Origin of the sequence: Mesorhizobium sp. CA7 (assembly GCF_020165015.1) — a bacterium.
Taxonomy (GTDB): domain Bacteria; phylum Pseudomonadota; class Alphaproteobacteria; order Rhizobiales; family Rhizobiaceae; genus Mesorhizobium.
In genome coordinates this window covers 175247-187303 of record NZ_JAIUHH010000006.1, presented here as the reverse complement: position 1 = coordinate 187303, position 12057 = coordinate 175247, and the positions used below count along the sequence as shown (strand labels likewise).

Sequence of the window (12057 nt, the reverse complement as noted above, 5' to 3'; positions counted from 1 at the left end):
CGCAAATGGAGCGGCGGGTTCTTAACGGCTGATTTGAAAGCCGCCTAAATCGCCATGCATTGGGGCGCTGGGCAATTATGGATCTTCCGAAATTTTTGGTAGGCATGTTCACGACGTCATTCATCGTGGCGATCTGGGCTTACAACGAAACTGGTTCTGTCTGGGCGGTGCTTGGATGGGCAATCCTGGCCATGATCATTCTGCAGGTCGGATATATCGGTCTGGTCATCAGCTTGATCTATAGACAGGCGTCGAAAGGCGCCGATGCAAGTCCGGCATCTGCAGCAGCAAATGATTTAAACCTTACCGGTCCAGTTTAGCGACCCGACAGTTCCGTTGGGTTTGACTGATTGCCGCCCTGACCGGCCCGGGGCAAGCCGGAAGTGAGATGTCCAGCAGGACGGAGGGGGCGCTGTCCGCCGGAGCCTTTGGAAATTCCGCATTCTGAACTAGAGCAATTCCAGGAAAAGTGTGTGCGGTTTTCCGTTCGGAATTGCGTAAAACAAAGAGCTAGAGCGGTTCGCCGTTTTCATGAAACGGTGAAACGCTCTAAGCCGCCGCCTTCACCGCGGACGGCGCCTTCTTCAGCGGAATGCGTACCGACACGATAGTGCCGACACCCTCGGTCGAACGGATCTTCAGCGCGCCACCCTGCAATTCGGCCAGCGAGCGCGAGATGGCGAGCCCGAGGCCTGAGCCGGTGTGGTTCTTGGAAAACTGGTTCTGCACCTGCTCGAACGGCCGGCCGAGCTTGCTCAGCGCCTGCTTGGGAATGCCGCAGCCATTGTCCTCGATGGTGAGCAGCAGGGCGCCCGACGTGTTGCGCGCCCTGACCGTGATCTTGCCGCCCTGTCCGGTGAACTTCACCGCGTTGGAGAGCAGGTTGATGGCGATCTGCTTGATCGCGCGGCGGTCGGCATAGAGCCGCATCGTATCGGCGATGCGCGTCTCGACATTGATCGACTTCTCCGCTGCCTGCAGCGAGATCACCCGCACCGTTTCCTTGATCAGCGGGCAGAGGTCGATCTCCTCGTGGTCGAGCGAGAACTGGCCCGCTTCGATCTTCGACATATCGAGGATGTCGTTGATGACGCCGAGCAGGTATTTGCCGCTGCCGTTGATGTCGGTCGCGTATTCCTCATAGCGCTCCGAGCCGAGCGGTCCGAACAGGCCCTGCTGCATCAATTCGGAGAAGCCGATGATGGCGTTGAGCGGCGTGCGCAATTCATGCGACATGTTGGCGAGGAATTCCGACTTGGCGCGATTGGCCGCCTCGGCGCGCTCGGTTTCCTTCATGTATTTGCGGTTGAGCTCGACCAGTTCGCTGGCGCGTTCCTCCTCGGCGCGCCGCGCGAGGCTGAGATCGTGGATCGTCGCCATCAGCCGGCGCTCGCTGTCGACCAGCTTTTCCTGATGCAGCTTTATCTGGGTGATGTCGGAGCCGACCGAGACGACACCGCCGTCGCGGGTCCTGAGCTCGTTGACCTGCAGCCAGCGGCCGTCGGCGAGCTGGCGCTCGAGTGTGATGCCGCCATGCGGCCCGTTGGCATTGGCCAACCTGCGCTCCGAGGCGAAGGCCAGCATGCGCTGCTCCAGCATATCGCGCGTCGCGCCCGGCACCACGTCGCGATCCGACAGCCCATTGTCCTTCTGGAACTTCGAATTGCACATGATCAGCCGTTCGGCGGCATCCCACAGAACGAAGGATTCGTTGATGTTCTCGATCGCTGTCCTGAGCCGCATGTCGGCCGCTTCCGAACGCAGCGCCAGATGCCGCTGCTCGGTGACGTCGACGGCGATGCCGATCAGCTGGATCTCCGGCGCCTCCGGGTCGATCACCTGGGCGCGGGCTCGCATCCATACCCATTGTCCGTCGGCGTGGCGCATGCGAAAGACCTGGTCGATATGGTCAATCTCGCGTTCGATGATGCGGTTGGCGAGCTCGAACAGGTCGCCGTCTTCCGGGTGGACGATCTCGTCGACCTCGCCGAAGGAGAGCATCGTGTCGCAGGGCTCATAGCCCAGCATGTCGTACATCGAGCGCGACCAGTACATCTTGCCGCGCACCATATCCCAGTCCCACAACCCACAGCGGCCGCGCACCAGCGCCATGTCGATGCGCTGATGCGCTTCGAGATAGATGCGGTCCGCCGCCTGGGCGCGCGCCGCCTGGCCGAAATAGGCGTAGAGGATGACGATCAGCACGCCCGCCGTCAGCACGAACAGCGTGACGTTGAGCGACATAGACTTGCGCCAGCTGTCGAACACCGCTTCCTTCGGCACCAGCACTGCGGCCGCGTGTTTGCGGTCGCCGCTGAGGCTGACAGCGGCAAACCAATCCTGTCCGCCGGTGCTGACATCCATCACGCCGGCGCGGTCGCCGAACATGAACAGCGGCTGGCCGCCCAGTACGAGGCTGTCGAGCGTGCGGCCCTGCCAGCCCGTCGACAACGGCGAAACGGCGATGACCTTGAAGTTGGCGTCGGTGACGGCGAGCACATGGGCGCGGCTCATGGCGCCCTGGCGGCTGATGTTCTCCAGGAGGCTTGTGGCATTGACGCCGGCCGCGCTGGGGTCCGCGGTGATCGCCTGCGCCATCTGGCCGGCGGCGAGCGCCAGCACTGCCTTGGCGTCGCGCTCGATCTCGTCATGCTCGTTCATCAGCGACAGGAAGCGCAATGCCGCGATGACGATGAGGAAAACGACGATCAGCGCCGGGATCGACCGGCGCAGCAGCGGCTCGGCGGCCAGGAGCCGCTGATAGGTGGGTTCGGCGATCAGGCGCGCATTGCCGGCAAGTCCGTCGCTCCTTGCCTTGCGACGCGCAAAAGCCTTCCCTCCGGGCGCGCCCCACGCGTCCGCCTTGGCCATAAATGGCACTCCCCGATTTGCCGCATACTTGGATGATCCGGCTACGCCGCACGCCCCGAATCGCCATTAAAGAATCAAAGCCGATTCGCCTTGTCCAGAGGCGCGGGCGAAAAAGATTAAAAGTTGATTGAAATTCGTCGCAACTCTGATCTCCCCCCTCGTGGGGGAGATGGCCGGCAGGCCAGAGGGGGGCGCTGTCCCGCCAGCCCTCCCAACCGTTCAATGGCCTCAACATAAGGTAGCTTTTGGACTGATTGGTAAAGAGCAGACGTTGCGATCCTTCGCGCCCCCTCTGCCCTGCCGGGCATCTCCCCCACGAGGGGGGAGATTGCTAATCACGCCAGCGTCCGCTCGACGATATCGCGCAGATCCGCCGACAGGTTCTCAACCTTCGCCATGTCGAGCAGCGCTTGTCTGGCCTTGGCCTGGCGTCCAGGCTCCAGCGAGCGCCAGGAGCGTAGCGCCGTGGCCAGCCGCGCCGCCACTTGCGGGTTGCGCTTCTCCACTTCCAGCACCGTCTCGGCGAAGAAACGGTAACCTTCGCCGTCGGGGCGGTGGAAGCCGGTCTGGTTGGCGCTGGAGAAGGTGCCGATCAGAGAACGCACCCGGTTCGGGTTGGCGATCGAGAAAGCCGGATGCTGCGTGAGCTCGCGCACTTTCTCGACGGTCCTTGCTCCGGGCACGCCAGCCTGGATCTGGAACCATTTGTCGAGCACCAGCGCGTCGCCGCGATAGCGGACCTCGAAAGCGGCCAGCGCTTCTTCGGCCTCGGCCGTGCCTGAATGGCGATGCGCCAGCACGGCGAGCGCCGCGGCGCGGTCGGTCATATTGGTGGCGGCGGTGAAGTGTCGCGCGGCGAGGCCCGCGCCGTCCGGCAGCAGCGAAAGATAGTCGAGCAGGGTGTTGCGCAGGGCCCGGCGTCCGGCGCTCGCCGCGTCCGGACTGAAAGGCCCGTTGTCGGCAAGCCGGTCATGGAGCGCCGCGAAGGTCTCGCCGTTTGCCTCGGCAATCGCCCGCGCCAGCGCCTCGCGCGCGGCGAAGATGGCGTCTGGATCGATGCCCTTGCCGATGTCGCGGGCGATGTCGGCTTCACCGGGCAGCGACAGCGCCAGTGCCCGGTAGGCCGGCTCCAGCGCCTCGTCGCCGGCGATCCTGCCGGCAAGCTCGGCGAGCCGTGCCGCGAAGGCCGGCTCCCTGCCGCCGAGGATCTGGCGGAAGGCGACGATCAGCGCGTCGGTCAGCAGCGTGTTGAACGCCTGCCAGCGCGAGAAGGCATCGCTGTCATGCGCCGCAAGGAAGAACTGGTCGTCGGCCTTCTGCTGCACGGAAAGCGTGATCGGCGCCGAGAAGCCGCGGTTGAGCGACACCGAAGGCCGTTGCGAAATACCCGAGAAGCGCACCGTGTGCCGGCGCTTGCGGATATGGATGACACCGTCATCCACCGTTGCGCCCTCGACGGCCGTCCAGGTGACGGGCTTGCCATTGGCGCCGACCAGGCCGAAGGCCAAGGGGATATGCATCAGCCGCTTGCGGCTTTCCGACGGCGTCGGCGGCACCGACTGCTCGATCTCCAGGGTGAACTCCTTCGCCGCCGCATTGTGCGTGGAACTCACCGTCAGGTTCGGGGTGCCGGCTTGGTGGTACCAGAGCGCGAATTGCGCAAGGTCTCTGCCGGAGACGTCCTCGAACACTTTGAGGAAATCCTCGATGGTCGCCGCCTCGCCGTCATGCCGCTCGAAATAGAGGTCCATGCCGGCACGGAAGGTCTCCGCGCCGAGGATGGTGCGGATCATGCGCACCACTTCCGAGCCCTTCTCGTAGACGGTCGCCGTGTAGAAGTTGTTGATCTCGCGGTAGCGGCGCGGCCTGACCGGATGCGCGAGCGGCCCCTGGTCTTCCGGGAACTGGTGGGCGCGCAGCGTGCGCACCTCGGCGATGCGCTTCACCGCCCGCGAGCGCTGGTCGGCGGAGAATTCGTGGTCGCGGTAAACCGTCAGCCCTTCCTTCAGGCAAAGCTGGAACCAGTCTCGGCAAGTGATTCTGTTGCCGGTCCAATTGTGGAAATATTCGTGCGCGATGATCGCCTCGATATTGGCGAAGTCGGCATCAGTCGCAGTCTCCTCGTCGGCCAGCACATATTTGTCGTTGAAGACGTTGAGGCCCTTGTTCTCCATGGCGCCCATGTTGAAGTCGGATACGGCGACGATATTGAAGACGTCGAGGTCGTATTCGCGGCCGAAGGCTTCCTCGTCCCATTTCATCGAGCGTTTCAGCGCGTCCATCGCGTAGCCGGCAAGCCGTTCCTTGCCGGGCTCGACATAGATGCCGAGCTCGACCTCGCGGCCGGACATGGTGGTGAAGCTGCCAGCCACCTTGCCAAGCGCGCCCGCCACCAGTGCAAAAAGGTAGGAGGGTTTGGGGAAGGGGTCGTGCCAGACCGCATAATGGCGTCCGTCGGCGAGCGCGCCGCGTTCGACGGGATTGCCGTTTGAAAGCAAAAGCGGCGCCTCGTTATGCGGCGCTTCGATGCGCACAGTGTAGACCGACAGGATATCGGGACGGTCGAGAAAATAGGTGATGCGGCGAAAGCCTTCGGCCTCGCATTGCGTGCAATAGACGTTGCTGGAGCGGTACAAGCCCATAAGCGCCTCGTTGCGCGAAGGCGCGATCTCCGTCTCCAGGCGGAGCTCGAAACGCTGAGCCGCCGGCGGCTTCAGAATCGTCAGCCGGTCCGGCGTTGCCTCATAGTCGCCGGCCGCGAGCGCGTGCCCATCGATGGCGACGCCGAGCAGCGTCAGCCCGTCGCCGTCGAGCACCAGCGGCGCCGAGGCGGCGACGCCCTCGCGTCGCTCGATGGTGAGCAGCGCGGTCACATGGGTCGCGTCCGGCGACAGGCGAAAGTCGAGGCTGGTCCTCGGGATGAGATAGTCGCAGGGGCGATAATCTTCGAGCTTGAAGACATGGCCGGTATCTGTGCGCATTCCTTGAGCTTTTCCTGTCGAGGCGGCCAGCCGGCCTGGCTGGTCCAAGAATTTTGAGGGTGCGCGCTCTTTACACGAAACGGCCACTCGACAAAACTGCGGCATAGGTTGTGTTTCGCAATTCCGGACGGAAAACCGTTACACCCTTTTCCTGGAATTGCTCTTGGCCTATTTCGCGGCTTCGTTTCCCGACCATCCTTATGAGGCAAGATGACCGTCGATCATGCCGTCGGCCACAACACGCTGCGCGGCATTACGCTGAAGATCGTCTCGGTGACGGTCTTCGTTGGCATGCAGACCTGCATCAAGGCGGCCGGCGACGTGCCCGCCGGACAGATCGTCTTCTTCCGCTCCTTCTTCGCGATCTTCCCGATCGTCGCTTTCCTGGCCTTCAAGGGTGAACTCGCCACCGCGTTCACGACCAGGCGGCCGTTCAACCATATCGCGCGTGGCGTCGTCGGCGTCGGTGCCATGGGGCTCGGCTTCTTCGCGCTGACCAGGCTGCCGCTGCCGGAGGCCATCACGCTAAACTACGCCCAGCCGCTGCTGGTCGTGGTGTTCTCCTCTGTCTTCCTGGGCGAGACGATCCGCGTCTACCGCTGGAGCGCGGTTGCGGTCGGTCTTGCCGGCGTGCTGATCATCTCCTGGCCCGAGCTGACGCTGCTCAATTCCGGTGAAGGCCTCGACGACCAGGAGCTGCTGGGCGTCATGGCCGCGCTGATCGCCGCCGCGATTTCGGCGGTCGCCATGCTTCTGGTGCGCAATCTCGTGCAGACGGAGAAGACGGCGACCATCGTGCTGTGGTTCTCCTCGACGGCTTCGGTGTTGTCGCTCTTGACGCTGCCCTTCGGCTGGCAGGCCCTGACGCCGATGCAGGCCGCGCTCCTCGTCTTCGCGGGCTTCTGCGGCGGGCTCGGCCAGATCCTGATGACGGCGGCCTACCGCCACGCCGAAGCCTCGGTCGTGGCGCCGTTCGAATACACCTCGATGATCCTCGGCGTCGTCGTCGGTTATTTCGTCTTCGGCGACGTCACCTCGCTCAACACGCTAATCGGCGGCGTGATCGTGGTCGCCGCCGGCATTTTCATCATATGGCGCGAGCGGCAGCTCGGCCTGGAGCGCACGCGCACCAGGACGGTCACGCCGCCGCAGGGGTGAACTGTTTCAAAGAGTAGCTTCAAAGGCCGAGTTCCTTCACACCCTGGCCTGCCGGCCATCTTCCCCGCAAGGGGGGAGATCAGCTGTCGCGGCTGTTTTCGCCAACCCACCACCGGTGCGGGGTGGGCGAGGCGCGGGAGCTGCCAATCTCCCCCCTTGCGGGGGAGGATGTCCGGCAGGACAGAGGGGGTGCTGTCCCTCGGCCTTTCTAATTTTGAGCTATTGAGAGCTCCGCTCTTTCGCCAGCCGCACCAGCACCGCCCGGGTCTGCTCATCCGCAGGGAAGAAAGATTCGATCGCCAGCTCCGACAGCGTGACGTCGAGCGGCGTGCCGAAGACTGTGATCGTGCTGATGAAGGACAGCACGGCGTGGCCATGCGCGAGCTTGAGCGGATGGACGATGCCACTCGGCTCGACCGGTGCGGGCCGGCTGCTTCTCAGGCCCGAGGGATAGGCGCGCAACTCTCGCTCCAGCTCAATCAGCACCGGGTCGCCGGTGGCGTCGTTCTGGTGCTTGAACCGCTCCAGCAGATGCGCGCGCCACTCCGCCAGGTTGACGATGCGCGGTGCCACGCCGTCCGGGTGCAGGCTGAGCCTCAGCACGTTGACCGGCGGCGTAAGCAGGGACGGCTCGGAAATATCAGCAAGGAACGGGGCGATCGCGCCATTGGCGGAAATAAGGTTCCAGTGCCGGTCCACCGCCAGTGCCGGAAAGGGCTCGTGGCCCTTGAGCACAGTCTCGACGGCGGCAAGCGCCGGCGCCAGCGTCGCATCGGTCAGCGGCTTTTCGCTGAAGCTCGGCGCGAAGCCGGCGGCAAGCAACAGTTGATTGCGTTGGCGCAGTGGAATCGACAGCTGCTCGGCCAGATGCAGAACCATGTCGCGCGACGGCTGGGCCCGGCCGCTTTCGACGAAGGAGAGATGCCGCTGCGAGATATCGGCCTCCATGGCGAGGTCGAGCTGGCTCTTGCGCCGCCGCATGCGCCATTCGCGGATCAGGCTGCCGGCGGAAGGTTCGGATGTGGTCATGGGAGAGGAGTAGGGCGGCGAGGGACGCAGTTCAATTACCTTTGAGGTCATAGCCCCGCCTTCTCCCCTTGTGGGAGAAGGTGGATCGGCGCGCAGCGCCGAGACGGATGAGGGGTGTTCCAGCGGAGTGAGACGCTGGCATTCCCTGGAGCACCCCTCATCCGCCCTTCGGGCACCTTCTCCCACAAGGGGAGAAGGAAAAAGTGCTCACGCCAGCCCCTTCAACTTTGCCTTCACCTCGAGAAAATCCCGCCATGCCAGCTTCTTGTGCGCCGGCGTCCTGAGCAGATAGGCCGGGTGCAGCGTGGGCATCGCTGGAATGGCTATGCCCGATGCGGTCGTGTGCACCCGCCAGTTGCCGCGCAGCCGCAGAATCCCCTCGGTCGTGTTAAGCAGCGTCTTGGCCGATGGGCCGCCGAGATTGATCAGCACCTTGGGATTGACCAGTTCGATCTGCCTTTCGATGAAGGGCCGGCAGATCTCGGTCTCGTGCGGCGTCGGCGTGCGGTTGCCCGGCGGCCGCCACGGAATGACGTTGGCGATATAGGCCGAGTTGCGGTCGAGGCCGATCGCGGCCAGCATGCGGTCGAGCAGCCGGCCGGAGCGGCCGACAAAGGGCAGGCCTTCAAGATCCTCGTCTCTGCCCGGCGCTTCGCCGACCAGCATCAGGTCGGCGTTCGGATTGCCGTCGGCGAAGACCAGGTTCTTGGCCGTGAATTTGAGATTGCAGCCGTCGAAGGCAGCCATGTGCTGGCGCAGTTCCTCGAGCGTCGAGGCGCTTGCGGCCAGTTGCCGGGCAAGCAGCGCCTGCGCCTCGTCGGGGACGGTGGCGGCCGGTATGCGCGCTGGAGCGTCCGGAATGTTGCGCGCGTCGAGGCCGGATGATGGCGTTGCCGGCACGAGTGCCTGGGGCCGCTCCGGGACCTGCCCGGATGCCGGGCGGCTCTCGGGTCTTGGGTCGCGAGGCGGCGCAGCCGGCGCCCGCTCGGCAGGCCTGCGTTCGGCCGACTTCGCCGCCGCTTCGGCAAACCGGTTGACCGGCGCGTCTTCAAGCGCGTCGTCGACGCCGGCGCTGGCATAGAAGGCGAGCAGTTCGGCGATCTCGGCAGGTGTGCTGGGGGAGGCGGCAGTCATGGCGCCACCATTGTCCGCGCGGCGCCGATTTGCAAGGTTAAGCCACGTTCGCCTGTATTGGAGCATGTCGAGATTCAGGTGATGCCGGCCTGCAAATGGTGGTTTCCGAGAACCGGAGCGGAGCGTACTTTTCGTACGTGAGCACCGGAAGCGCAGGAAACCGCCATTTGCAGGCCGGCATCACCTGAATATCGATATGCTTTCACCCAGTGGGTATGCGGGGATCCTGCACGATGTAAAACGTCCAGCGCGGCGTATAATCGGTGACCAGGAAATCGAAGGTCGCCGTCTTCAGCGGGTCGATCTTGCCGTTGCGGAACAGCAGCCGGTCATAGGGTTCGAACCGGCGGTCGAAATCGGCGAAATTGCTCGACCAGATGTTGTCGGGCGTCTTGTTGCGCTGGTCGAAGGACAGGCCGTCGCCGAACACGCTCGGCTGGTCGAGGATCTCCTGCAGCTCGAACTGGAATTCCACCCAGGGCAGCGCGCTGTTGTTGAGGACGTCGATGCGCATATACATCACGCCGTTGGCGACCGCGCCGGCCTTGCCGAAGGGCTCGATCGGCTTGGTCGCACGGATCGTCAGCGTTACCGGCGTCGCCGTGTTCAATTCCTCCCTGATGACCAGCGGGTCTTCCTTGGTGCCGATGCCAGACGCCCCCGTGATGCGGAAGCCACCCAGCTCGTCGGAGAAGGAATAGGCGCCGGTCGCCCAGACCTTCACCGGATCGGCTTCCGCCGGAAGGGTCAAAAAGAGGAGCGGAAGAACCGCGCGCCAGGCCATGCCTGGCGTGAAGAGTAAGCGCTTCGATGAAAAGCCGGCTGGCTCTGGACTGCGCATGACGCGAAGTATCGCCGATAACCAAGCCGTCGAACAATTAAAAACATGCCGTCGCCGCCTGGCCTGTCAACCAAGTGGCGCTGGCCTATGCTTGGCCATGGTCTCCGCTGCTGCCTTTTCGTAGGGAAAACCGCGACTTTTTGTCGAAATCGGCATTGTCACGTCAGCGCCGGTTTCGCGTCGCGAATTGATGCGCTATGCAGCGCATGAGCCAGCACAATGCGAGAACATGGCGAGCCAGTGAGGGGCCGATGAGCGAAATCGAACGCGAGAGCATGGAATTCGACGTGGTGATCGTCGGCGCTGGTCCCGCCGGCCTTGCCGCCGCGATCCGTCTGAAGCAGCTCAACCCGGACCTTTCCGTCGTCGTCCTGGAGAAGGGCGGCGAGGTTGGCGCCCATATCCTCTCCGGCGCCGTCGTCGACCCGATCGGCATCGACCGGCTGCTGCCCGGCTGGCGCGAAGAGGAGGGCCATCCGTTCAAAACACCGGTGACGGACGACCATTTCCTGGTGCTCGGGCCCGCCGGTTCCTTCCGCCTGCCGAACTTCCTGATGCCGCCGCTGATGAACAACCACGGCAATTACATCGTCTCGCTGGGCAATGTCTGCCGCTGGCTCGCGACCAAGGCCGAGGCGCTGGGCGTCGAGATCTATCCGGGTTTTGCCGCGGCAAGCCTCGTCTACAACGAGGCCGGCGCCGTCACCGGCGTCATCACCGGCGACATGGGCGTCGAGAAGGACGGCACGCATGGCCCGGCCTACGCGCCAGGCATGGCGCTGATGGGCAAATATGTGCTGATCGGCGAAGGTGCGCGGGGCTCTTTGGCCAAGCAGCTCATCGCCAAATACAAGCTTTCCGAAGGCCGCGAGCCCGGCAAATATGGCATCGGCCTCAAGGAGCTGTGGCAGGTCAAGCCCGAGAACCACAAGCCTGGTCTCGTACAGCATTCCTTCGGCTGGCCGCTCGACATGAAGACCGGCGGCGGCTCCTTCCTCTACCATCTCGAGGACAACCAGGTGGCGGTCGGCTTCGTCGTCCACCTGAACTACAAGAACCCGTATCTGTCGCCCTTCGAGGAATTCCAGCGCTTCAAGACCCATCCGGCGATCGCCGGCACCTTCGAGGGGGCCAAGCGCATCGGCTACGGCGCACGCGCCATCACCGAGGGCGGCTGGCAGTCGGTGCCGAAGCTTTCCTTCCCCGGCGGCGTGCTGATGGGTTGCGCGGCAGGCTTCGTCAACGTGCCGCGCATCAAGGGCTCGCACAATGCGGTGCTCTCCGGCATGCTGGCGGCCGAGCATGTGGCCGGGGCGATTGCCGGCGGCCGCGCCAATGACGAGCTCGCTTCCTACGAGGAAGCCTGGCGCGGCACCGATATCGGCAAGGACCTGAAGAAGGTGCGCAACGTCAAGCCGCTCTGGTCGCGCTTCGGCACCATTGTCGGCGTCGGCATCGGCGGTCTCGACATGTGGCTGAACACGCTGTTCGGCTTCTCGCCTTTCGGTACGCTGAAGCATGGCAAGGCCGACTATGCGACGCTCGAACCCGCCGCCCAGCATCAGAAGATCGCCTATCCGAAGCCGGATGGCGTGCTGACCTTCGACCGGCTGTCCTCGGTGTTCCTGTCGAATACCAACCATGAGGAAAACGAGCCGGTGCACCTGATCGTCGGCGACATGGCGGTGCAGCAGCGTTCCGAGCACGATGTCTTTGCCGGTCCCTCGACCCGCTATTGCCCGGCCGGCGTCTATGAGTGGGTGGACAAGGACGGCAACGCCGCAGCTGACCCCTCGGCCAAGGATGTGCGCTTCGTCATCAACGCGCAGAACTGCGTGCACTGCAAGACCTGCGACATCAAGGATCCGAACCGGAACATCAACTGGGTGCCGCCACAAGGCGGCGAAGGCCCGGTTTACCAGGGCATGTGATCCGCTCCGACCGGGCCGTCTCGACCGCCGCTCCAACAGGCCCGGCGAAGGTCGGGTAGCCGCGCCTTATCGGCAGAGACCGTTGAAGCCGGGCGCCGAGTATGGTCTGCTT

General features: G+C 64.1%; 8 protein-coding genes. 3 read left to right on the top strand and 5 right to left on the bottom strand.

What is annotated here, in order from left to right:
- The first annotated feature begins 77 nt into the window (after positions 1-77).
- A complete protein-coding gene (locus LB552_RS14855) occupies positions 78-320 on the top strand; it encodes a hypothetical protein (protein WP_224607620.1) in 243 nt (80 codons plus the stop codon).
- Positions 321-549: 229 nt separating this feature from the next.
- On the opposite strand, the gene LB552_RS14850 is transcribed toward LB552_RS14855, so the two are convergent.
- Together LB552_RS14850 and pepN are read right to left on the bottom strand one after the other, a co-directional pair.
- Positions 550-2871 carry a PAS domain-containing sensor histidine kinase gene (locus LB552_RS14850; protein ID WP_224544160.1) on the bottom strand — a complete coding sequence of 774 codons (2322 nt, stop codon included), beginning with the start codon at positions 2869-2871 and terminating at the stop codon, positions 550-552.
- Between the two features lie 335 nt (positions 2872-3206).
- Positions 3207-5852, bottom strand: coding sequence for an aminopeptidase N (gene pepN, locus LB552_RS14845; RefSeq protein WP_224607618.1), 2646 nt, complete (start codon positions 5850-5852; stop codon positions 3207-3209).
- Between the two features lie 210 nt (positions 5853-6062).
- Here pepN and LB552_RS14840 point away from each other — a divergent pair, with 210 nt between their 5' ends.
- Complete coding sequence (locus tag LB552_RS14840) at positions 6063-7010, top strand: DMT family transporter (RefSeq protein ID WP_224607615.1); 948 nt, start codon at positions 6063-6065, stop codon at positions 7008-7010.
- A 219-nt stretch (positions 7011-7229) separates the two neighbouring features.
- Here the strand turns inward: LB552_RS14840 and LB552_RS14835 are convergent, their stop codons facing one another.
- The 3 genes from LB552_RS14835 to LB552_RS14825 form a co-directional block, all read right to left on the bottom strand.
- The gene (locus tag LB552_RS14835) at positions 7230-8039 is read right to left on the bottom strand and encodes a helix-turn-helix domain-containing protein (protein WP_224607612.1); all 810 of its coding nucleotides are present in this window, start codon (positions 8037-8039) and stop codon (positions 7230-7232) included.
- Positions 8040-8246: 207 nt separating this feature from the next.
- On the bottom strand, positions 8247-9173 hold the full coding sequence (locus tag LB552_RS14830; protein ID WP_224607609.1) for a uracil-DNA glycosylase family protein: 927 nt from the start codon (positions 9171-9173) through the stop codon (positions 8247-8249).
- 202 nt (positions 9174-9375) lie between these two features.
- Complete coding sequence (locus LB552_RS14825) at positions 9376-10014, bottom strand: hypothetical protein (RefSeq protein ID WP_140842566.1); 639 nt, start codon at positions 10012-10014, stop codon at positions 9376-9378.
- A gap of 251 nt (positions 10015-10265) precedes the next feature.
- Here LB552_RS14825 and LB552_RS14820 point away from each other — a divergent pair, with 251 nt between their 5' ends.
- Positions 10266-11945, top strand: coding sequence for an electron transfer flavoprotein-ubiquinone oxidoreductase (locus tag LB552_RS14820; RefSeq protein WP_224607606.1), 1680 nt, complete (start codon positions 10266-10268; stop codon positions 11943-11945).
- Positions 11946-12057: the final 112 nt, after the last annotated feature.

Bases quoted from the DNA above. Each gene is read 5' to 3' on its own strand.
- LB552_RS14855 (WP_224607620.1), top strand. From the start codon at position 78: ATGGATCTTCCGAAATTTTTGGTAGGCATGTTCACGACGTCATTCATC.
- LB552_RS14850 (WP_224544160.1), bottom strand. From the start codon at position 2,871: ATGGCCAAGGCGGACGCGTGGGGCGCGCCCGGAGGGAAGGCTTTTGCG.
- pepN (WP_224607618.1), bottom strand. From the start codon at position 5,852: ATGCGCACAGATACCGGCCATGTCTTCAAGCTCGAAGATTATCGCCCC.
- LB552_RS14840 (WP_224607615.1), top strand. From the start codon at position 6,063: ATGACCGTCGATCATGCCGTCGGCCACAACACGCTGCGCGGCATTACG.
- LB552_RS14835 (WP_224607612.1), bottom strand. From the start codon at position 8,039: ATGACCACATCCGAACCTTCCGCCGGCAGCCTGATCCGCGAATGGCGC.
- LB552_RS14830 (WP_224607609.1), bottom strand. From the start codon at position 9,173: ATGACTGCCGCCTCCCCCAGCACACCTGCCGAGATCGCCGAACTGCTC.
- LB552_RS14825 (WP_140842566.1), bottom strand. From the start codon at position 10,014: ATGCGCAGTCCAGAGCCAGCCGGCTTTTCATCGAAGCGCTTACTCTTC.
- LB552_RS14820 (WP_224607606.1), top strand. From the start codon at position 10,266: ATGAGCGAAATCGAACGCGAGAGCATGGAATTCGACGTGGTGATCGTC.